Source organism: Bradyrhizobium sp. JR4.3, from assembly GCF_040547695.1.
GTDB classification, from domain to species: domain Bacteria; phylum Pseudomonadota; class Alphaproteobacteria; order Rhizobiales; family Xanthobacteraceae; genus Bradyrhizobium; species Bradyrhizobium canariense.
On sequence record NZ_JBEPQF010000014.1, the window covers coordinates 166,779 to 187,961 of the forward strand.

A 21,183-nucleotide genomic window follows, 5' to 3' on the forward strand; every position below is an offset into this window, starting at 1 on the left:
AGCTATCGTAGGGTGGGCAAAGGCGCGCAGCGCCGTGCCCACCATCGTGCGGCGATTGCGATTGAATGGTGGGCACGCTTCGCTTTGCCCACCCTACGGCATCGCATTTGATCGCCCCGTCCCCTCGTTGAGCAAGCACGCAACCCGGTGCCCGTCACCGGCATCCACCAACACCGGCCGCTCTATCCTGCATCGCTCCATCGCAAACCGGCAGCGGGTGTGAAACGCGCATCCCGGCGGCGGATTGACCGGGCTTGGCACGTCGCCGTCGACCTGCGGCACGAGCTTTTTGGCGAGCGGGTTGGCGACCGGCACCGAGGCGAGCAGGGCCTGCGTGTAGGGATGCCGCGGATTGCGGAACAGCTCGTCTTTGTCTGCAATCTCGACGATGCGACCGAGATACATCACGGCGACGCGGTGACTGATATGGGCGACCACCGCGAGATCATGGGCGATGAAGAGATAGGAGAAGCCGTGCTCGCGTTGCAGGTCGATCAGGAGGTTGATCACCTGCGCCTGGATCGAGACGTCGAGCGCGGAGACCGGCTCGTCGCAGACGATCAGGCGGGGCCCGAGCGCCAGCGCGCGGGCGATGCAGATGCGCTGGCGCTGGCCGCCGGAGAATTGGTGCGGAAAATTGCGCATCTGGTCGGGCCGCAAGCCGACCTGCTCGAACAGCTTTGCGGTACGCGCCTCCAGTGCCTTGCCGGTCGCAAGGCCATGCACAGCCAATGGCTCGCCGACGATGTCGCCTGCGGTCATGCGCGGGTTGAGCGAGGCGAACGGATCCTGGAATACGATCTGCATCGAACGGCGGTGCGGCCGCAGCGCGGACTTGGAGAGATGGGTGATGTCTTCGCCCTCGAGCCGGATCTGGCCTGAGGTCGGCTCCACTAGCCGCAGCACGCTGCGAGCCACCGTCGATTTGCCGCAGCCGGATTCGCCGACGAGGCCCAGCGTCTCGCCCACCCCAACCGAAAACGAGACGCCGTCGACCGCATACACCGTGCCGATTTGCCGACGCAACACGCCGGCGCGCACCGGATAGTGCTTCTTGAGATCGGTGACTTCGAGCAGCACCTCGGTCATGCCACCTCCGCAATCTCGGCCGCGCGCCAGCAGGCGGCGAGATGGCCGCCGCCCCAATCGATGAGCGGCGGATATTCGGCCTCGCAGCGCTTGATCGCGAGCTTGCAGCGCGGCGCGAAGGCGCAACCCTTTGGCAGCCGCACCAGCGACGGGACCGTGCCGGGAATTTCGTTCAGTCGCGCCGGCGCGACGACGCCCGGCGCCGGCACCGTCGGGATCGACGCCATCAATCCGCGCGTGTAGGGATGTTTCGGCGCGGCGAACAGTGCCTCGACGCTCGCTTCCTCGACCTTCCGTCCCGCATACATCACGATGACGCGCTGCGCGGTCTGCGCGACGACACCGAGATCATGGGTGATCAGCACGAGGCCGGTGCCGAGTTCTTTCTGAAGGTCCAGGATCAGCGCCAGGATCTGCGCCTGGATGGTGACGTCGAGTGCGGTCGTCGGCTCGTCCGCGATCAGCAGTGCCGGCCGGCAGGCCAGCGCCATCGCGATCATCGCGCGCTGGCGCATGCCGCCGGAGAGCTGGTGCGGATATTCGCGCGCGCGCCGCGCCGGCTCGGGGATCCGCACCAGGCGCAGCATCTCGACTGCGACATCCTGAGCCTCTCGCTTCGACATCTTCCGGTGCAGCCGCACGGCCTCGACGATCTGGTCGCCGATCCGCATCACCGGATTGAGCGAGGTCATCGGCTCCTGGAAGATCATGGAGATGCGGTTGCCCCTGACGGCGCGCATCTCTGCTTCGTCCAGCGTCAGAAGATCGGCGCCTTCGAGCGTGACGGAGCCGCCGACAATGCGGCCGGGCGGATCCGGCACCAGCCGCATCAGCGAAAGCGCAGTGACGCTCTTGCCGCAGCCGGATTCGCCGACGATCGCCAGCGTCTCGCCGCGCTTCACCGTGAAGGAAACATCGTCGACGGCCTGGAAGAGACCGGAGTTGGTGAAGAACACCGTCTTCAGGTTCTTCACCTCGAGCACGAGATCGGATTTATCAGCCATCAGCCGCGCTGCCGGGGATCGAGGATGTCGCGCAAGGCGTCGCCGAACAGATTGGCGCCGAACACCGCGAGGCTGATGGCGATGCCCGGGAAGATCACCAGCCAGGGCGCCGTGCGGACATATTCGGCGGCCGATTCAGAGAGCATGCGGCCCCACGACGGGTAAGGCTCGGGAATGCCGAGGCCGAGGAAAGAGAGCGAGGCTTCAGTGAGGATGGTCGAGCCGAGCTGGGCGGTCGCAAGCACGATCAGCGGCGCCAGCGTGTTCGGCAGCACGTGACGAAGCGCGATGCGTACCTCGCTCATGCCGATCGACTTGGCGGCCTCGATGAATGGCAGCTCGCGCAGCGCCAGCGTGTTGGCACGGATGACGCGCGAGACGGTCGGGATCAGCGGAATGGCGATCGCAATGATGACGTTCGGCAAGGACGGCCCAAGCGCTGCGGTCATGATCAGGGCGAGCACCAGAAGCGGCAGCGCCTGGAGAACGTCGGACACACGCTGGAATACGAGATCGACCCAGCCGGAGAGATAGCCGGAGGTGAGGCCCACGATCACGCCGATCGAGCCACCGAGCGCCGTCGAACCGATGCCGACCGCGAGCGAGATCCGCGCGCCATGAATGATGCGGCTGAAGACATCGCGGCCGAAGGAGTCCGTGCCCATCCAGTGGGTCAGGCTTGGACGCGCCAGTGCCCGGGCGGCGTCGATCGTCAGCGGATCGTAACGCGCGATGAAGTCGGCGAATATCGCGGTGAACACGAACAGGGTCATGATGACGAGCCCGGCTGCACCCAGCACATGCCGCTGCGCCAAAAACAGCACGCGGCGCCAGCCGACGGTCGCGTGCGCCCCGGCGCGCCTCAGTTCAACGTCATAGTCGATCGCAGCCAACAATCTCTCCTAATCCGTGTACCGGATACGCGGGTCGAACACGGCGTAGAGCATGTCGACGATGAAATTCGCGCTCACCACGACGATGGCAATCAGCATCACCAGGTTCTGCACGATCGGATAATCGCGCCAGCGAATCGCCTCGACCAGGAAGCGGGCGACGCCGGGGATGTTAAACACGGTCTCCGTCACGATAAGGCCACCGATCAGGAACGCTGCCTCGATGCCGATCACGGTGATGACGGGCAAAATCGCGTTCTTGAGCGCATGCTGATAGTTCACGGCGGCATCCGATGCGCCCTTGGCACGCGCGGTGCGGATATAGTCCTGCCGCAGCACCTCCAGCATCGAGGATCGCGTGATCCGCATGGTCAGTGCCGCGCTACGGAAGCCGACGGCGGCGGCGGGCACGGCATAGGTTGCGAAGGCTTCCAGCCATGTCGCCGGATTCGGGTTGAAGATCGGCATCTGGTTGAACATCGCCACCGAGGCGGTGAGGATGAGCAGGCCGAGCCAGAACGAAGGCAGCGACAATCCGCTCAGGCTCACCACACGCAACGCGTAATCGAGCCTCGTTCCCTGCTTCACCGCGCTGATCACGCCCAGGGGAATGCCGATCGATGCCGAGAACAACAGCGCCAGGCCGGCGAGCCGTGCGGTGATCGGGATGCGTGGCAGGATTTCCTGAAGCGCCGGCTTCTCCGAGACATAGGAGTAACCAAAGTCCCCGCGCAGAAAACCGCTGATCCAGTGCCAATATTGCACCACCAGTGGCTGGTCGATGCCGAGCTCTTTTTCCAGATTGGCCTTGTCGGCGGGATCGACATAGCCGGCCGCGGCAAACAGGATGTCGACGATATTCCCGGGAACGATACGCAGCAGGAAGAAGATGACGACCGAGATCCCGAACAGGGTCACGAGCATCAGAAACAGGCGCCGCACCAGATAGGCAAACATCCCGCGCCCTCCTGTCGAGCCGCTAGTCGTCAGTCTTGCGCGCTACTTGTCGAGCCAGACGTCCTCGTAGCGAAAGCCGTTATAGGAGCTGTTCGACATGATCGTCACGCCCTTGACATAAGGCTGCCAGCAGGTGCCGGCCCGCGCATGGAAGATGATCGGGCGGGCGACATCCTCCTGCAGCTTCTTGTCGATGTCCCAGACCAGTTGCTTGCGCTTGCCGACGTCGATCTCCTGCGATTGCAGGTCGAACAGCTTCTCGATCTCCTTGTTGCAATAATTGGTGTAGTTCCGCTCCGAGCCGCAGGAATAGTTTTCGTAGAAAGACTGGTCAGGATCGTCGACGGAATTGCCGGTCAAGTTGAGGCCGAGCATGTAATCCTTGCGTGCAACCTTCGGGAACCAGTTCGCGGTTTCCACGACGTCGAGCTCGCCGTCGATATAGATGCTCTTGAGCTGGTCGATCAGGATCACCGCGGGATCGCGATATTCCGCGAGATTGCGCGTCGAGACCTTCACCGCCATGTGCTTGTCGGGACCGTAGCCCGCCTTCTGCATCAGCTTCCTGGCCTCATCCCGGCTCGCATTCACGTTCGGGCCATAGCCTGGAATGGTCTCAAGCTTGTCCTTGGGCATGCCCCAGATGCCCTGCGGCGGCGGCAGCATAGTGCCACCGATATCGGCCTGGCCTTCGAACAGGATGTCGACGAAGGCCTTGCGGTCGAGCGCCATCGCCATGGCCCGGCGGATGTCGATGTTGTCGAACGGCGGGGACGCCGAATTGACGATGATGTTGGTCGAAACGTTGGTCGGCTCGACGACGCAGAGGGCGTTCGGCGCCTGCGACTTGATGTCCTTGAGGAGCGGGATCGTGATGTGCGTCGGGAAGGTCATGTCGAACTTGCCGGCGACGAAGGCGAGGATCGCGGTGGAGCGGTTCGTGATGATCGTGTACTCGATGCCGTCGAGATAGGGCAGGCCCTTCTTCCAATAGTCCGGGTTTCGCGTCAGCTTGATCGATTCATTGGCCTTGAACTCGACGAATCTGAACGGGCCGGTTCCGACCGGATGGGTGCGCATCTCCGCCGGCGAGACGTGACAGGGATAGATCGGCGTATAGCCGGATGCGAGCATCGCCAGCAGCGAAGGCTGCGGCCGCTTCAGATCGAAGGAGACCTCGAAATCACCGTTCGGCGTGACATCGTTAACCTCGCTGTACCAGGCTTTGCGCGGATTCTGCCGCAGCTTTTGTTGCGATTTGCCCATCAGGAGATCGAAGGTGCATTTGACGTCGGCCGACGTGAACGGCTTGCCGTCATGCCACTTGACGCCCTGGCGCAGTTTGAAGGTCAGCTTCTTGTTGTCGCCGCTCCAGGACCAGCTCTCGGCCAGCTCTGGCATCAGGGTATCAGGGCTGTTCTGCGCAATGTGCTGGTCGTAGATGACGAGATTGTTGAACACTCCCATGAAGGGCACGTTGATCGAATATGTCGCGCCCTCCAGGATGGACGCATTGGCCGGGCTGTCGCGGTGATACATCCGCAGGATCCCGCCCTGCTTTGGTTCGCCGGCCGATGCGATCGTCGAAAACGCCAGCAAAGACAGCGCCGCCGTCGCGGCGAGCGCCCGTACGCTCCGCATCCTCGTCCTCCCTGGACTTAGTCTTTTCGGCCTTTTGGCCTGTTTGTCAGGACGATAGCGACGCAGGCGCAGCGAGGCAACCGGCAACGAGGGAGGGCCTCTCGACAATTCGGATGACGGCGGGCCACAGGGGCGGTTCTCTCACAAATTGTGAGAAGTCCCTCCGGCGTCGTCCTGGCGAACGCCAGACCCATTACCACAGGGAGGTGTTTGGCGAAGATTGCTCGTTCGGTATTGCTACCACCTTCAATCGTGAGATCACGCGGTATGGGTCCTGGCGTTCGCCAGGACGACTGCGGCCCTCACACGATCCGCGACGCCTTGTTTCCCCAATACCGGTCCCTTAGCAGCCGCTTGTACAGTTTCCCCGTCGGAAGCCGCGGAAGCTCTTTCTCGAAATCCACCGAGCGCGGCACTTTCTGCCGCGACAACGATGCTCCGCAGAACGCGATCAGCTCCTCGGCGAGCGCCTCGCCCGGCACGACGCCGGGCATCGGCTGCACCACGGCCTTCACCTCTTCGCCGAGATCGGGATTGGGCACGCCGAACACCGCGGCATCGGCGACCTTCGGATGGGTGATCAGCAGATTTTCGCATTCCTGCGGATAGATGTTCACTCCGCCGGAGATGATCATGAAGGTCGCGCGGTCCGTTAAATAGAGGAACCGATCGCCGTCGACATAGCCGACGTCGCCGACCGTGCTCATGCTGCCGTCGGCCGAGCGCGCCTCCTTCGTCTTCTCCGGATCGCTGAAATATTCGAACGGCGTGGCCGTCTTGAACCAGACCTGGCCCGGCGTGCCGGTCGGGCACTCCCGCATGTTCTCGTCGAGAATATGGAGGTCGCCGAGCAGCACCTTGCCGACGGTGCCGCGATGGGCCAGCCATTCCGCGCTGTCGCAGGCGGTGAAGCCAAGGCCTTCGGTCGCACCGTAATATTCGTGGATGATCGGTCCCCACCATTTGATCATGTCGTCCTTCACCAGCGCCGGGCAGGGCGCGGCGGCATGGATCGCGATCTCGAGCGAGGAGAGGTCGTAGCGCGTGCGCACCTCCTCCGGCAGCTTCAGCATGCGCGAGAACATCGTCGGCACCAGCTGCGTGTGAGTGATACCCCATTGCTCGACGAGCTGGAGGTAACGCTCGGGATCGTAATTCTCCATGATGATCGCGGTGCCGCCCATCCGGATTGTCAGGTTGACCGCGGCCTGCGGCGCGGAGTGATAGAGCGGCGCCGGCGACAGATAGACCATGCCCTCGCGATAGTGCCAAAGCTTGGTCAGGAAATCGAACAGCGGCAGATTGTGCTTCGGTGGCTCCTCCGGCAGCGGCCGCAAAATGCCTTTCGGCCGTCCCGTTGTGCCCGATGAATAGAGCATCGCGGTACCCAGACATTCATCTGCAATCGGCGTCGTCGGCAGATCGGCCGTGACCTCGGCGAGGCCGACGATACGGTCACTCTCGCCGGGGCCGTCGGCGACGACGCAGAGCTTGATATCGGGGCAGGCCTTGATCGCCTCCCGCGCGATGTCGAGCTTCGCCATCGACGTGATCAGGATCTTCGACTGGCTGTTGACGAGGAGATAGGCGAGCTCGCCCGGCGTCAGGAAGGAGTTGATGCAGGTGTAGTACAGCCCGGAGCGCTCGCCGGCGCCGCAGGCTTCGAGATAGCGCGAATTGTTCTCCATGAAGATCGAGTAGTGGTCGAGCCGCTTCAAGCCGTGCCTGCGGAACAGATGCGCCAGACGATTGCTGCGCGCCTCCAACTCGCGATAGGTGACGGCCTCGCCGCTCGCCGCCATGATGAAGGCGGGCTGGAGCGGACGCAGGCGGGCATGCTGACCTGGATACATCGGTCCTCCGGCTTTAGATCATGCGGCAAGAAGCAGGATTTCGCGCACCTGCGCGGGACCGTCGATCTTGCGCGGGTTGCGCGGCACCCAGGGCGTGCGCATCGCCTGTTCGGCGATGGCGTCGAAATGCTCCGGCGTGACGCGTACATTGGCGAGGCTGCGCGGCATGCCGAGCGAGCGGATGAAGGCATCGAGCACGTCGGCCGCCTTGTGACCCGGAAAGCCCATTGCGGCCGCGACGATCATCTGGCGCTCGGCATTGTCGGGCGCATTCCAGCGCATCACGGCCGGCAGCATGATGCAGGAGGTGTAGCCATGCGGCACGTCGAAGGCCGCGCCCAGCACGTAGCCGATGCCGTGGCTTGCGCCCATCGGCACGCCGGCGGCGAGGGCGCCCATCGACAGCCAGGTGCCGATCTGCGCATCCATGCGCGCATCGAGGTCAGCAGGGTCAGCCTTCACCCGTGGCAGCGCGTCGGCGAGCATCGCGAGGCCCTTGACCGACTGCGCGTCGGCATAGGGATGCGTCTCCGGCGAGCAGATCGCCTCGACGCAATGATCGATGGCGCGGATGCCGGTCGAGAGGAACAGCCATTCCGGCGTGTGCACGGTGATGGCGGGGTCGAGAATGGTCGCGCGCGGCACCGTCAGCGGATGGCGCAGCATCTGCTTCACGTGCGTGCTGCGGTCGGTGACGCCAGCGATCGCGCTGAACTCGCCGCCGGCGATCGTGGTCGGCACGCTGATCTGGCGCACGACAGGCGCCGTCATTTCCGGCGCGACGCCCTTGTGCACGCGGATGCGCTCGATGCCGTCGACATCGTCGATGCCGTTGGCGAGGCAGAGCTGCACCGCCTTGGCGCCGTCGGTGATCGAGCCGCCGCCCACGGTGACGATCAGGTCGGCGCCGGCCTCGCGCGCCGCATTGGTGGCGGCGATCACCGCCTCCCGCGGGGTGTGCGCCGGCATGGCATCGAAGACGCCCGCGCAATTTGTGCCCAGGGCTTGTGTGATCTTCGCGATTTCGTCGGTCTGCCGGTTCAGCGTGCCCGACACCATCAGGAAGGCACGGCGCGTCCCCAGCCGGTCCATCTGGGCGACCACGGCCTCGGCCGCGGGGTGGCCGAACACGACTTCCTCGATCGCGCCGTAAACGACACGTCCCTGATGCACGTCTGTCCTCCCCGGACAATTCGTCTTGTTTTTGTGGGGGTAGTCTAACCGCGCTGGCGGCATTCGTCATGCGCGAAGACGCTGTCGCTCTCTCCTCCCCCTCTCCCGCTTGCGGGGGAGGGCTGGGGTGGGGGTGTCTCCGCGTCGGGATTGTCGAGAATTGCGGAGGATGTCCCTGCGTGGTGAGAGCCCTCACCCGCCGCGCGCGGGACGATGCTGCGCATCGCCCGGGGCGCGTCGGCCCCTCCCGCAAGCGGGAGAGGGGAGCAAGCCCGCGCTCCTCGTGAAATCCATATGCGATTGCCTTGCGGTTTACCGGGAGAGGCAAACAAGCCCTGTCAACCCGTCATCCGGCCAGGGCATTCCTCCGAGCATTGCCCGCGCTTTGGTCTTGAAGAGTTCATGATTGAAACCCATCTTGTGGCGCCCGCGGGTACAAGCGTACCCTGCTTTTTCCGCGGCTTTGATGCGAGGACCTGGGATGACTGGACCGGACGGAAGCGAGCAATTTGTCAAAACGCACGATTTCGTTTCGCCTCGGCCTTACGCCATCGTCGGCCTTCTCGCCGCGGCCTTTGCGCTCACCGGCTGCGGCCAGCCGGCCTCGCAAGCGAGTGCTCCCCCGCCAGCGCCGGTGACCGTCGCCCAGCCGGTCAAGCGCACCGTCACCGATTGGGACGAATTCACCGGCCGCTTCGAGGCGGTCGAGGAGGTGCAGGTCCGCCCGCGCGTCGGCGGCTTCGTCAACTCCGTCGAATTCCAGGACGGCGCCATCGTGCATCAGGGCGATCTGCTCTACGTCATCGACCCGCGTCCATTCGAGGCGGTGGCCGAGCAGGCAGACGGCCAGCTCTCCGATGCGCGCGCCAAGGTGGAGCTTGCCAAGCGCGAGCTCGACCGCGGCCTCAATTTGGTGCAGACCAGCGCGGTCTCCGAGCAGGCCGTCGACCAGCGACGCCAGGCCTTGCAGGCCGCGCACGCCGCGGAGACGCAGGCCGCAGGCGCGCTGAAGGCCGCGCGGCTCAACATCGAATTCACCCATGTGACCGCGCCGCTCACCGGCCGCGTCAGCCGCCATCTCGTCAGCCCCGGCAATCTGGTGCAAGGCAGCGATACCGGCTCCTCGACGCTGCTCACCTCGATCGTCGCGCTCGATCCGATCTACGTCTATTTCGACATGGATGAGGCAACCTTCATCAAATACAGCAAGCTGTGGTTCGAAGGTAAGCGCCCGAGCTCGCGCGACACGGCGAACCCGGTGCAGGTGACGCTGGCCGGCGAGAGCAAGCCGTCGCATGAGGGTACCATCAACTTCCTCGACAACCGCCTCGACGTCTCTACCGGCACGCTACGCAGCCGCGCCGTGGTCAAGAACACCGATCTTTCGATCCTGCCCGGTCAGTTCGGGCGCATCAGACTGATCGGCAGCGCGCCCTATGAGGCGCTGCTGATCCCCGACGTCGCGGTCGCAACCGACCAGTCCCGCAAGATCGTGTTCGTGGTCAAGCCGGACGACACCGTCGAGGCGCGTCCCGTGACGCTCGGGCCGCTCGACGAGGGCCTGCGCGTGATCCGCGAGGGATTGAAGGCGGACGACCGCGTCATCGTCAACGGCATCCAGCGCGCCCGCGTCGGTGCCAAGGTCGCTCCGCAGACGGCACCAGCGCCCGCCGGTGACAAATCATGAATCTTGGCCGTCTCTCCATCAACCAACCCATCCTGGCCATGGTGCTGTCGATCGTGCTGCTGATCGTCGGCGCGCTCGCCTACACCACGCTGCCGGTCTCCGAATATCCGCAAGTGGTGCCGCCGACCGTCGTGGTCACTACGCAATATCCCGGCGCCTCCGCGCAGACCGTGTCCGACACCGTTGCCGCTCCGATCGAGCAACAGATCAACGGCGTCGAGGACATGCTGTATCTCTACAGCCAGGCGACCTCGAACGGCCAGCTCACCATCACCGTCACTTTCAAGCTCGGCACCGACCTCGACAAGGCCCAGGTGCTGGTGCAGAACCGCGTCGCGATCGCGCAGCCGCAACTGCCGGACGAAGTGCAGCGCAACGGCGTCGTCACCCGCAAGAACTCGCCCGACATCCTGATGGTCGTGTTCATGCTGTCGCCCGACGACACGTTCGACCAGCTCTACATTTCCAACTATGCGCTGCTCCAGGTCCGCGACCAGCTGCTGCGGATCGACGGTGTCGGCGACATCCAGATTTTCGGCGCGCGCGATTATTCGATGCGGCTTTGGCTCGACCCTGACCGGATCGCCAATCTCGGCCTGACTTCGGCCGAAGTGCTCGCCGCGATCCGGGCGCAGAACGTGCAGATCGCGGGCGGCCAGATCGCCGAACCGCCGATCGCCGACCGCGCCTTCCAGCCGAACCTCACCTTCACAGGGCGTTTGAAAGACCAGAAGCAGTTCGAGGACATCCTGATCAAGGCCGGCTCCGACGGCCGCACGGTACGCCTGCGCGACGTCGCCCGTATCGAGCTCGGTGCTCTCGCGTACTCCACCAACAGCTTCCTGCTGCGCAAATCGGCGGTCGCGATGCTGGTGACGCAGCGGCCGGGATCGAATGCGCTCGCGACCGCGAAGAACATTTCGGACACGATGGCGAAGCTGAAGGAGACCTTCCCGAAAGGCCTCGACTTCAATATCGGCTACAACCCGACCGAGTTCATCGCGCAGTCCGTCCATGAGCTGATCAAGACCATCTACGAGGCCATGTTGCTCGTGGTCATCGTGGTTCTGGTGTTCCTGCAAGGATGGCGGCCCGCGATCATCCCGATCATCGCGATCCCGGTGTCGCTGGTCGGCACCTTCGCGGTGATGGCGGCGCTCGGCTTCTCCATCAACAATCTCACGCTGTTCGGTCTCGTTCTCGCCGTCGGTATCGTGGTCGACGACGCCATCGTGGTGGTCGAGAATGTGGAGCGGCATCTCGAGCACGGCATGAGCCGGCGCGACGCCGCGCTGAAGACCATGGAGGAGGTCGGCGGCGCATTGGTGTCGATCGCGCTGGTGCTCTGCGCGGTATTCGTCCCGACGGCGTTTCTGGGCGGAATTTCCGGTCAGTTCTTCCAGCAATTCGCCGTCACCATTGCGGTCGCAACCGCAATCTCCTGCTTCTGCTCATTGACGCTGTCGCCGGCGCTGGCCTCGCTTCTTCTCGTTCCGCACGAGGAGAAGCGGCCGCCAGCGCGCTGGAATCTTCTCGCACGCGGCTGGAACGCTTTCACGGGCGTGTTTAACCGCGTGTTCGACCGTCTCGCGCATGGCTACGCCGGCCTCGCCAATTTCGTGATCCGGCATTCGGCGGTGATGATCCTGATCTACGTCGTGCTGATCGGCAGCGCCGGCTGGCTGATCGGGACCACGTCGCAAGGCTTTATTCCGGCGCAGGACCGCGGCTACGTCATCATCTCCGTGCAATTGCCGGGCGCGGCCTCGCTGGCACGCACCACCGAGGTCGTGCGCGAGATCGAGCGGATCTCGCTGGATACACCGGGTATCATCCGCGTTGCCGCTTTCGCCGGCTTCTCCGGCGCGACGCGCACGCAGGCGGGCAATGCAGCGGCGCTGTTCCCTGTTTTCGACGAGCCCGAGGCGCGGATCAAGAAGGGGCTGACTGCGAACGCCATCACGGCCGAGCTGCGCAAACGGCTCGCTGCAATCCAGGGCGCGTTCATCATTGTCATTCCGCCGCCGGCCGTGCCCGGCATCGGCACCGGCGGCGGCTTCACCATCCGCATCCAGGACCGCCAGGGACGCGGGCCGGAGCTGCTCGCCGCGGCCACCGACGAGCTGGTCGCCGCGGCGCGCAAATCGCCGTCGCTGCTCGCTCCCACGGTGTTCTCGCCGTTCTCGGCCAACACGCCGCAGCTCTTCGTCGACATCGACCGCACCAAAGCGCAGAAGCTCGGCGTTCCCATCGCCAACATCAACGACACGATCCAGACCTATTTCGGATCGACCTATGTCAACGACTTCAACCTGTTCGGCCGCACCTACCACGTCACCGCACAGGCCGACTTCCCGTTCCGGAAAGAGCCGAGCGATCTTGCGCGGCTGCGGACGCGCAACGCCTCCGGGGACATGGTCATGCTCGGCAGCGTGGTCGACTTCAAGGATGTTTCCGGCCCTGACCGCGTCGCGCGCTACAATCTCTATGCAGCATCCGAGCTCCAGGGCGAGCCAGCCCCGGGTACCAGCTCGACCACTGCGCTCAACGCGATAAAGAAGCTCGCCGACGACACCTTGCCGAGCGGCTTTACCTTCGAATGGACCGATCTGTCCTATCAGCAGATCACCGGCGGCAATGCGGGACTGCTGGTGTTCCCGATCTGCGTGCTGTTCGTCTATCTCGTGCTCGCCGCGCAATATGGCAGCTGGACCTTGCCGTTCGCGGTGATCCTGATCGTGCCGATGTGCCTGCTGGCCGCCACCATCGGCGTGCGCATCATGGGGCAGGACGTCAACATCCTCACCCAGATCGGCTTTGTCGTGCTGGTGGGCTTGGCGGCGAAGAACGCGATCCTGATCGTGGAGTTCGCCCGCGACATCGAGAATGAAGGCAAGCCGCGGCTGGAGGCCGTGATCGACGCCTGCCGCCTGCGCTTGCGGCCGATCCTGATGACGTCCTTCGCTTTCATCCTCGGCGTGCTGCCGCTGGTGATCTCGTCCGGCTCGGGCTCGGAGATGCGGCAAGCCGTCGGCGTCGCCGTGTTCTTCGGCATGATCGGCGTCACCTTGTTCGGGCTGTTGTTCACGCCGATCTTCTACGTCGTGGTGCGGAACCTGGCCGAGGGGAAGAACGAGGGCAAGCCGAAGGCGCTGGCTTAATTCCTCTCCAATGTCGTCCTGGCGAAAGCCAGGACCCGTTACCCCAGGGAGTGGTTGCTGTGCGAGCTGCTTACTCCGAGACTTCGCCAAACTGCTCCCTGGGGTAATGGGTCCTGGATCAGCGCTCGCTCCGCTCGCTTGTCCAGGACGACGGCAATTCATCAAAAATGGCCGCGCCCATACTAACGGCCTAGACCGAAATGGATGGGCACCGCCGGGGTTCTTCACTAGTATCCGCGCGATTTCAAAACAGAAAACTGCTGGGAGCTAACACATGAAATCAGCCCTTTTGGCCGCTGTCGCAATTTCGGCTTTGCTGCTGGCCGCGCCGGCCTCCGCCCAAGGCGTCAAGATCGGCATCCTCAACGACCAGTCCGGCGTCTACGCCGATTACGGCGGCAAATGGTCGGTCGAAGCCGCCAGGATGGCGATCGAGGATTTCGGCGGCGAGGTGCTCGGCCAGAAGATCGAGCTCGTCACCGCCGACCATCAGAACAAGCCGGATCTCGCGACCTCGATCGCGCGGCGCTGGTACGACGTCGAGAACGTCGACATGATCACGGAGCTGACGACCTCATCGGTCGCGCTCGCGATCCACGAGCTCTCCAAGGAAAAGAAGAAGATCGACATCGTCGTCGGCGCTGCGACCTCGCGCCTCACCGGCGATGCCTGCCAGCCCTACGGTTTCCACTGGGCCTATGACACCCGCGCGCTCGGTGTCGGCACCGGCGGCTCGCTGACCAAGGCCGGCGGCGACACCTGGTTCTTCCTCACCGCGGACTACGCCTTCGGCTATGCGCTCGAGAAGGACACCAGCGAGATCGTCGCCGCCAATGGCGGCAAGGTGCTCGGTTCGGTGCGCGTGCCGCTCAACTCCTCGGACTTCTCCTCCTTCCTGCTCCAGGCGCAGAGCTCGAAGGCGAAGATCGTCGGCCTTGCCAATGCCGGCCTCGACACCACCAACTCGATCAAGCAGGCGTCCGAGTTCGGCATCGTCTCCGGTGGCCAGAAGCTCGCGGGCCTCTTGATGACGCTCGCCGAAGTGAACGGCCTCGGTTTGCAGGCCGCGCAAGGCCTGGTGCTGACCGAGGGCTATTACTGGGATATCAACGACCGTACCCGCCATCTCGGCGAACGCTTTCTCAAGCGCACCGGCCGGATGCCGAACATGATCCAGGCCGGCACCTATTCGGCGACGCTGAGCTATCTCAAGGCGGTCAAGGCCGCCGGCACCAAGGATCCGGATGCGGTCGCCAAGAAGCTGAAGGAACTGCCGGTTGACGACGACTTCGCGCAAGGCGGCAAGGTGCTCGAGAACGGCCGCATGGTCCACGACATGTATCTGTTCGAGGTCAAGAAGCCCTCCGAATCGAAGAAGCCCTGGGACTATTACAAGCAGCTCGCGGTCGTTCCCGGCGAGAAGGCGTTCTTCACTGCCAAGGAGAGCGGCTGTCCGCTGACGAAGTAGGATGACGGCGGCTTAAAAAGCGCGATGTCGTCCTGGCGAAAGCCAGGACCCATTACTCCTATAGCGACTTGTTGAAACAAGCTGTCGCCACCATCGTGCCCATAGCTGCGCCCTGTGGCTATGGGTCCTGGCCTTCGCCAGGACGACGGCGGGGCAAGTGGACGCATGTCGGCTACCTCACACCAGCCGCAGCACCGCCGCTCCCAGCGCCCCGGCCCACAGCGCAATGGCCGCGATGCCCTGAATAAAAAATCCCGGGCCGCGTTTTGCTGCGGCCTTCGAATAGCCGATGAAGTAGACGATGCGGCCGGCGATCCAGACCGCTCCGATCGCCGCTGCACCGGCATCATTGATGTAAATCGCGAACAGCCAGAGCGACGGCAGGAAGATCGGCATCCATTCCAGCGTGTTCATCTGGATCCGGAACGCGCGCTCGAAATCCGCATGGCCCGACATCGCCGGCGCCTTGACGCCGGTTTTGGTGCGCGAGCGCGACACGTTGATGGTGATGAAGAAGTAGAACAGGATCGTCAGCAGCGTGACGAGAGCAGTGAGGTGATACATGACGAATTCCTTGGAGGACGCTGCGCTTCAATACCCGGTCAGCTCGAGATAGCCAACGCCGTCATGCGTGCCGGTAAAGCTGATCGGCCCTTCCCAATAGGAAAAACCGGTCCCCATCCACGCCTTTGGATTGAGCGGCTTGCACTGGATCGAGAACGACCGCGAGGGGATCGCGATCTGCCACTCCACCGGCAGCTTGCGCCCGGCCACCTCAGCCGTCGCTTTCGGAATCATCCGGATATCGGCACCCACGATCATCTGCGTGTCGCCTGTGGCGCTGATCCAGTTGCCGAATGGATAGTCCATGCCGTCCTTCTGCCGCAGCCGGTATAGCATCAGCTTGTCGCCGGACGCGAGATGCAGCGACACCCAGTCCCAGCCGGTCTGGTCGGTGTCGAGCGGCTGGCTGCTCCATTCGCGGTCCATCCAGGCCTGGCCGGAAACATCGACCGGCCTATCATCGATGGTGAGCGTGCCGCGGGCGCGATAGAACGGCTGGCTGTAATAGTAGGAGGCCTGTCCGCGCTCCGACTTGCGGCTGTAGCCGCGATCGCCCTGCAGCACCACGGGACGATCGGCCTCGAGCGTCAGCGCGTAACTGAAGTCGGCGCCCGAGGCCTTCAGCGTCAGCGGCGCCAAAGCGCGATCTTCGGTGCGCTCGGATCCGTTCATCGCCCAATCGTCGATCCAGGCTGAGAACGGTTTCGCCGTGACGCCGGCCTGTCCCACGCCGCCGCGTGAAAACAGCTCGCTGAAGCGGTGGGTGTCGGCCCGCGTCACCGCCGCATGCGCCATCCACACCTGCTGGTTGGCCCAGCCCTCGCCCTGCGGTCCCGGCTGCGTCGCCTGGCGAAACAGCGTCCATTGCAGGCCGCAAGCCGCGCCGCTGGCATCGACGAGATTCGCCGTGACATACCACCACTCTATGCGAAACTCCGGATGCGGGCCGTGATCGGCGGGGAAGGAGAACGTCTTTCCCGGCTCGACCTTCGCAAAGCCGTCGGCGGTTTCACCGAGCCCGGCATAGCCCTGCGCGCCCGCACGGCGGGTCGCCACCAGCGCGGCGATGCCGCCGGCGAAGGTGCGTCGCGAGATGCTGTCAGCGCTCATTGGCAAACACCTTGACGAGGCTCGCCGGCTGCATCCGCGCCAGCCGTATCATCGGCAGCAGCGCGGCAAGCAACGAGGCGAACAGCGCGACCGCGACCAGCTCGACCAGTTGCAACGGAAACACATGGAAAGGCAGCCGCCAGCCGAACGCTTTTACGTTGACGATCGCGATCAGACACCACGCCACCAGCAGCCCGAGCGGCACGGCCAAGAGTGACGTGAACAGCGCAACCGACAGCGTCTTGGTCAGTTCGATCGCGGCGAGGCGCGGCCGCGTGATGCCGATCGCCCAGAGCGGCGCAAGCTGCGGCAGGCGCGAGTTCGCCAGCGTGAGAAGGCTGGTCAGAAGCGCGATTCCTGCGACGCCGAGCGTGAACGCGTTCAGCGCCGACGTCACCGCGAAGGTGCGGTTGAAAATGCGGATCGATTCCGCCTTCACCGTCGCCTGGTCGGCGACGCTGCGGTCGTCGAGCGCAAATTGCTTCTGCAGCGCCATGATCAAGCCGGGGATATTCTCCTTCGCGACAATCAGGCCGATGCGCGTCTGCGGCGTCTGCGGAAACTGCCGGATCAGCGCCGCGACATTCACCGCAAGCTGGCCCTTGGGGTTGCCGTAGTCGGCATAGATGCCGACGATGTCGAGCTGCCAGGTCCCGCCCGGCGCCGGGACGTCGATGACGTCGCCGACGCGGACGTTGAGTCGGCGGCTCAGCTGCTCGCTGATGAACGCGGCATTGCCGGGTATGAGTTGTGTCCAGGCACGGGGCGCGGCTTCGAGCAGCGGCCAGCGCTCGCGATAGAGTGCATGATCGGGCAGGCCGAGCAGTTCCACCGGCTGCCCCTGAACCTGCGCCTCGGCGCGTCCGCCCGACAGGATCGCCTGGACATCGCTGCGCTCCTTCAGCCAATTGCGGATCGCGACGCCTTTCGCATTGTCGGAGGCGCTGATGTAGACGTCGGCTGCGAGCCGCCCGTCGAGCCAGCCGACAAAAGTGCGGCTGAACGTTTCCACCATGGTGGATACCCCGACATTGACGGCGAGCGCGAGCAGCAGCGCCATCAGCGCCAGCGACAATCCCGAGAGCTGCTGCCGGCTGTCCGCCCAGAACCACAGCGCGAGCGGTTGTCGCGCGAAACGCTGCCCGGTCCGCAGGATGATGTCGAGAAAGGCCGGCAGGATCAACGCGGCGCCCAGCATCAGGGCTGCCAGCACGCCAAAGCCCGCGATCAGCGATTGTCCGTACTGGAGCAGCAACAGCGCGACCGCGAACACGGCGCAGGCAGCTCCGCTTTGCAGGATCAGCCAACGGCGCTGCCTCTGTTGCCAGGCGCGCGGCTGCGCGGTCGCCAGCACCGGCATCCTGACTGCCTTGATCAGGCTGGTCGCCGCGGCCACCAGCGCGCCGGCAATGCTGATGCCGATCCCGGCGAGCCACCATTCGGGTCGCAAGCTGAGCTGCCCCGGGATTTGCGCGCCATAGAGTCCGCGCAGGGACGCCGCGACGTCGGGCAAGAGCGCAGCCGCAATGAAATAGCCGCAGGCAAGCCCGATCAGGCCTGCGACCAGCGACAACGCCACGAGTTCGACCACCAGCACGGTGTTGACCAGTCGCGCCGAGGCACCGCAGGCCCGCAGCGTGCGCAGCATCGGCAGGCGCTGCTCGAAGGCGAGACCGACGGCAGAATTGACGATGAAAAGACCGACGAAGAACGACAGCAGGCCGAACGCAGTGAGATTGAGGTGAAAGCTGTCGGTGAGGCGCTCCAGCTCGGTCTCCGCATTGGACTCGACCCGCTGCAAGCGGTCGCCGACGACGCTCGCCAATGGCGCGGGCTTGCCCCTGGGCTTGCCGATCAGAAGTCGCGAGATCTGCTCCGGCTTGTTCAGCAGCCGCTGCGCCACGCCGATATCGACCACCAGCACGTCGGGCACAAGCTGCGGCAGCACGCGCAGCGGCGGCAGTTTTGCGCCGTTGCTGATCGCTGGTGCCGCGCCCTCCTGCTCCTGCAAATCGTTCAGCGTCTCCCCTGCCACCAGCGTCTGGCCCGGCGGTGCGATGAAGCTGCTCAGATCGGCGGCGCCGAGGCGCGGTGCATTGCCGACATCGACCGGCAGCGTGACGGGCTCGATGCCGAGCAGCCGGACCGAGCGCCCGTTGACCTGGACTCGTCCCTCCAGCATCGGCGAGACCGGCCAGCCGGCGCGGCGGAGCTTGACGAACAGCTCCTGCGGAAAAGTCGCGGCATCAGGCGCGACCAGCATCGGCGTGCGCGCGCCGCCGAAGGTTGCCGCGGCGCGGTCATAGGCGTTGCGGGCCTGCTGGTTGATCGCCTGCACGCCGCTCCACAGCGCGGTCGCCGCGATCAGCCCGATCAGGAGCGTCGCGAACTGCATCTTGTGGCGCCGCCAATGGCTGAGCAGCACGGCGAGGACCCAGAGCGCGCGCCTCATGCGATCCGCCCGGCATGCAGATTGACGTGGCGATCGAGTGCCGCGGCCAGATGCAGGCTGTGCGTCACCATCAGAAAGCCGCAGCCGGTGCGCGTGACGAGGTCGCGCGTCAGGGCCAGCACGTCCTCGGCGGTGGCCTCATCGAGATTGCCGGTCGGCTCGTCCGCCAGCAGCAACGACGGCTTTATCGCCAAGGCCCGGCCGATCGCGACCCGTTGCTGCTGGCCGCCTGATAATTGTTCTGGATAACGCTTGAGCAGGCCGCCAAGCCCGAGACGCTCGATCAGCTCCTTATACCAGGCTGCGTCGTACCGGCCGGCGATCCGCGCCTGAAACACCAGATTATCCCCGACCGACAGGCTCGGGATCAGATTGTACTGTTGAAACACCAGGCCGATCCGGTCGCGGCGCAGGCCCGCGCGTCCCGCATCGGACAATTTGGTGACCTCGGTGTCTTCCAGTTGGATCGTGCCGCTATCGGCGGCATCGAGCCCTGCGATCAGGTGCAGCAGCGTGCTCTTGCCGCTGCCGGATTCGCCGGTCAGTGCGACGCGTTCGCCGGCCTTGAGGTCGAGATCGACGCCGCGCAGGACATGGACCGGCTCACCGGCCGAAGAGAACGTCTTGGAGAGGTTTCGGATGCTCAGCACGATGAATGGCGCCGGACGGAATTAGCGGAATTGCTGCGTAGCACACTTGCTGCGGAAATGCCGGGTTGCGTTGCTATTGAAGCCGTTGTTAGCTCCTAAGAGGACTACATCAAAAAAGTGCCAAAAACGGACGACGGGGAGAATGATGAGCGCTCAGGGAACGCCCGAGGTGGCGGGCAAGACGACTGGAACGCCTAAGGGCGCCTGGACCGTTACATTTCTGCTGTTTCTTTTCATGCTGGTGAACTTCGCCGACAAGATCGTCGTCGGTCTCGCCGGCGTGCCGATCATGACTGAGCTGAAGCTCGAGCCCGAGCAGTTCGGTCTGCTCGGCTCGTCGTTCTTCTTCCTGTTCTCGATCTCTGCGATCGTGGTCGGCTTCATCGTCAACAAGGTGCCAACGCGCTGGGTGCTGCTCGCGCTCGCGGTGGTCTGGGCGCTCGCGCAGTTTCCGATGGTCGGCACCGTCTCCTTCACCACGCTCCTGATCTGCCGCATCGTGCTCGGCGCCGGCGAAGGCCCGGCCTTCTCGGTCGCTGCGCATGCGATCTACAAATGGTTTCCCGACGAGAAGCGGACGCTGCCGACCGCGATCCTGTCGCAGGGCTCGGCCTTCGGCGTCATCCTCGCTGTGCCGGCGCTGAACTGGATCATCGTCAATCATTCCTGGCACTATGCGTTCGGCGCGCTCGGCGTCGTCGGCCTGATCTGGGTTTGCGCCTGGCTCGCATTCGGCAAGGAAGGCCCGCTGGAGGACACACAGGCTCAGGCTGCGGCCGAGACGAAGATTCCCTACCTTCAGCTGCTCACCTCGCGCACCTTCCTCGGCTGCGTCGCGGCGACCTTCGGTGCTTACTGGGCGCTGTCGCTCGGGCTGACCTGGTTCACGCCGTTCATCATCAAGGGCCTCGGCTTCTCGCAGAGCCAGGCCGGCTGGATCTCGACCCTGCCCTGGGTGTTCGGCGCAACCATCGTGATCCTGACCGGCTGGATCTCGCAACTGATGATGGCCCGCGGCTCGACCACCCGCGTCGCACGCGGCGTGCTCGGCTCCGTGCCGCTGGTCATCGGTGGCCTGATCCTGGCCGCGATGCCGCATGTCCAGGGCGCGGGCTTTCAGCTCAGCTTGCTTGTGGTTGGAACGGGCTTGTGCGGAGCGATCTACGTGGTCTGCCCGCCGATGCTCGGCGAGTTCACGCCGACGTCGCAGCGCGGCGCGATCCTCGCGATCTACGGCGCGCTCTATACGCTCTCGGGCATCATCGCGCCCGCCGTGATGGGCACCGTGATCCAGCGCGCCGGCAGCATGCTCGACGGCTACATGACCGGCTTCACCATCAACGCCGCGATCATGGTCGGCTCCGGTACGCTCGGGCTGCTCCTGCTCTGGCCGAACACGGAAAAGGCCAGGCTGACCGGCACCGCCGCGCCGCAGGCCAGCGCGCTGAAGGGCGCGGTATCGCCGACGTAAGGGGCCACTT

15 protein-coding genes are annotated in these 21,183 nt (G+C 64.6%); 4 read left to right on the top strand and 11 right to left on the bottom strand.

Annotated elements, in window-relative coordinates; genetic code table 11:
• Positions 1-93 precede the first annotated feature (93 nt).
• The 7 genes from ABIB91_RS22670 to ABIB91_RS22700 form a co-directional block, all read right to left on the bottom strand.
• Positions 94-1,089, bottom strand: a complete 996-nt coding sequence (locus ABIB91_RS22670) for an ABC transporter ATP-binding protein (protein ID WP_354166854.1) — start codon at positions 1,087-1,089, stop codon at positions 94-96.
• Positions 1,086-2,093 carry an ABC transporter ATP-binding protein gene (locus tag ABIB91_RS22675; RefSeq protein ID WP_354166860.1) on the bottom strand — a complete coding sequence of 336 codons (1,008 nt, stop codon included), beginning with the start codon at positions 2,091-2,093 and terminating at the stop codon, positions 1,086-1,088. The genes ABIB91_RS22670 and ABIB91_RS22675 overlap by 4 nt, the downstream gene beginning before the upstream one ends.
• On the bottom strand, positions 2,093-2,986 hold the full coding sequence (locus tag ABIB91_RS22680) for an ABC transporter permease (RefSeq protein ID WP_219679640.1): 894 nt from the start codon (positions 2,984-2,986) through the stop codon (positions 2,093-2,095). Before ABIB91_RS22680 ends, ABIB91_RS22675 begins: the two co-directional genes overlap by 1 nt.
• Positions 2,987-2,995: 9 nt before the next feature.
• On the bottom strand, positions 2,996-3,943 hold the full coding sequence (locus ABIB91_RS22685) for an ABC transporter permease (RefSeq protein WP_354127061.1): 948 nt from the start codon (positions 3,941-3,943) through the stop codon (positions 2,996-2,998).
• A 42-nt stretch (positions 3,944-3,985) separates the two neighbouring features.
• Positions 3,986-5,584: an ABC transporter substrate-binding protein gene (locus ABIB91_RS22690; protein WP_354166875.1), complete on the bottom strand. Its 1,599-nt coding sequence runs from the start codon at positions 5,582-5,584 to the stop codon at positions 3,986-3,988.
• A gap of 302 nt (positions 5,585-5,886) precedes the next feature.
• A complete protein-coding gene (locus tag ABIB91_RS22695) occupies positions 5,887-7,437 on the bottom strand; it encodes an AMP-binding protein (protein ID WP_354166881.1) in 1,551 nt (516 codons plus the stop codon).
• Between the two features lie 18 nt (positions 7,438-7,455).
• The gene (locus ABIB91_RS22700; RefSeq protein ID WP_354166886.1) at positions 7,456-8,610 is read right to left on the bottom strand and encodes an iron-containing alcohol dehydrogenase; all 1,155 of its coding nucleotides are present in this window, start codon (positions 8,608-8,610) and stop codon (positions 7,456-7,458) included.
• A 481-nt stretch (positions 8,611-9,091) separates the two neighbouring features.
• Between ABIB91_RS22700 and ABIB91_RS22705 the strand changes: the two genes are divergently transcribed.
• From ABIB91_RS22705 to ABIB91_RS22715, 3 genes are all read left to right on the top strand, one after another.
• Positions 9,092-10,297, top strand: a complete 1,206-nt coding sequence (locus tag ABIB91_RS22705; protein ID WP_354166892.1) for an efflux RND transporter periplasmic adaptor subunit — start codon at positions 9,092-9,094, stop codon at positions 10,295-10,297.
• Positions 10,294-13,458, top strand: coding sequence for an efflux RND transporter permease subunit (locus ABIB91_RS22710; protein WP_354166898.1), 3,165 nt, complete (start codon positions 10,294-10,296; stop codon positions 13,456-13,458). Before ABIB91_RS22705 ends, ABIB91_RS22710 begins: the two co-directional genes overlap by 4 nt.
• A gap of 274 nt (positions 13,459-13,732) precedes the next feature.
• Positions 13,733-14,926 carry an ABC transporter substrate-binding protein gene (locus ABIB91_RS22715; RefSeq protein WP_007598034.1) on the top strand — a complete coding sequence of 398 codons (1,194 nt, stop codon included), beginning with the start codon at positions 13,733-13,735 and terminating at the stop codon, positions 14,924-14,926.
• Between the two features lie 177 nt (positions 14,927-15,103).
• Here ABIB91_RS22715 and ABIB91_RS22720 read toward each other — a convergent pair whose 3' ends face one another.
• Genes ABIB91_RS22720 through ABIB91_RS22735 form a run of 4 tightly spaced genes read right to left on the bottom strand, consistent with a single transcriptional unit; the run spans position 15,104 to position 19,702 of the window.
• The gene (locus tag ABIB91_RS22720) at positions 15,104-15,490 is read right to left on the bottom strand and encodes an MAPEG family protein (RefSeq protein WP_354166908.1); all 387 of its coding nucleotides are present in this window, start codon (positions 15,488-15,490) and stop codon (positions 15,104-15,106) included.
• Between the two features lie 27 nt (positions 15,491-15,517).
• Positions 15,518-16,600: a lipocalin-like domain-containing protein gene (locus tag ABIB91_RS22725; RefSeq protein WP_354166916.1), complete on the bottom strand. Its 1,083-nt coding sequence runs from the start codon at positions 16,598-16,600 to the stop codon at positions 15,518-15,520.
• Positions 16,590-19,052: an ABC transporter permease gene (locus tag ABIB91_RS22730; RefSeq protein WP_354166922.1), complete on the bottom strand. Its 2,463-nt coding sequence runs from the start codon at positions 19,050-19,052 to the stop codon at positions 16,590-16,592. Before ABIB91_RS22730 ends, ABIB91_RS22725 begins: the two co-directional genes overlap by 11 nt.
• Complete coding sequence (locus tag ABIB91_RS22735) at positions 19,049-19,702, bottom strand: ABC transporter ATP-binding protein (protein ID WP_354166927.1); 654 nt, start codon at positions 19,700-19,702, stop codon at positions 19,049-19,051. The genes ABIB91_RS22730 and ABIB91_RS22735 overlap by 4 nt, the downstream gene beginning before the upstream one ends.
• Before the next feature lie 145 nt (positions 19,703-19,847).
• Here ABIB91_RS22735 and ABIB91_RS22740 point away from each other — a divergent pair, with 145 nt between their 5' ends.
• Positions 19,848-21,173 (top strand): MFS transporter, encoded by a 1,326-nt coding sequence (locus tag ABIB91_RS22740; RefSeq protein ID WP_354166929.1) that lies wholly within the window; start codon positions 19,848-19,850, stop codon positions 21,171-21,173.
• Positions 21,174-21,183 lie beyond the last annotated feature (10 nt).

Coding starts and splice junctions, on each gene's coding strand:
- ABIB91_RS22670 (WP_354166854.1), bottom strand. CDS start 1,089: ATGACCGAGGTGCTGCTCGAAGTCACCGATCTCAAGAAGCACTATCCG.
- ABIB91_RS22675 (WP_354166860.1), bottom strand. CDS start 2,093: ATGGCTGATAAATCCGATCTCGTGCTCGAGGTGAAGAACCTGAAGACG.
- ABIB91_RS22685 (WP_354127061.1), bottom strand. CDS start 3,943: ATGTTTGCCTATCTGGTGCGGCGCCTGTTTCTGATGCTCGTGACCCTG.
- ABIB91_RS22690 (WP_354166875.1), bottom strand. CDS start 5,584: ATGCGGAGCGTACGGGCGCTCGCCGCGACGGCGGCGCTGTCTTTGCTG.
- ABIB91_RS22695 (WP_354166881.1), bottom strand. CDS start 7,437: ATGTATCCAGGTCAGCATGCCCGCCTGCGTCCGCTCCAGCCCGCCTTC.
- ABIB91_RS22705 (WP_354166892.1), top strand. CDS start 9,092: ATGACTGGACCGGACGGAAGCGAGCAATTTGTCAAAACGCACGATTTC.
- ABIB91_RS22710 (WP_354166898.1), top strand. CDS start 10,294: ATGAATCTTGGCCGTCTCTCCATCAACCAACCCATCCTGGCCATGGTG.
- ABIB91_RS22715 (WP_007598034.1), top strand. CDS start 13,733: ATGAAATCAGCCCTTTTGGCCGCTGTCGCAATTTCGGCTTTGCTGCTG.
- ABIB91_RS22720 (WP_354166908.1), bottom strand. CDS start 15,490: ATGTATCACCTCACTGCTCTCGTCACGCTGCTGACGATCCTGTTCTAC.
- ABIB91_RS22725 (WP_354166916.1), bottom strand. CDS start 16,600: ATGAGCGCTGACAGCATCTCGCGACGCACCTTCGCCGGCGGCATCGCC.
- ABIB91_RS22730 (WP_354166922.1), bottom strand. CDS start 19,052: ATGAGGCGCGCGCTCTGGGTCCTCGCCGTGCTGCTCAGCCATTGGCGG.
- ABIB91_RS22740 (WP_354166929.1), top strand. CDS start 19,848: ATGAGCGCTCAGGGAACGCCCGAGGTGGCGGGCAAGACGACTGGAACG.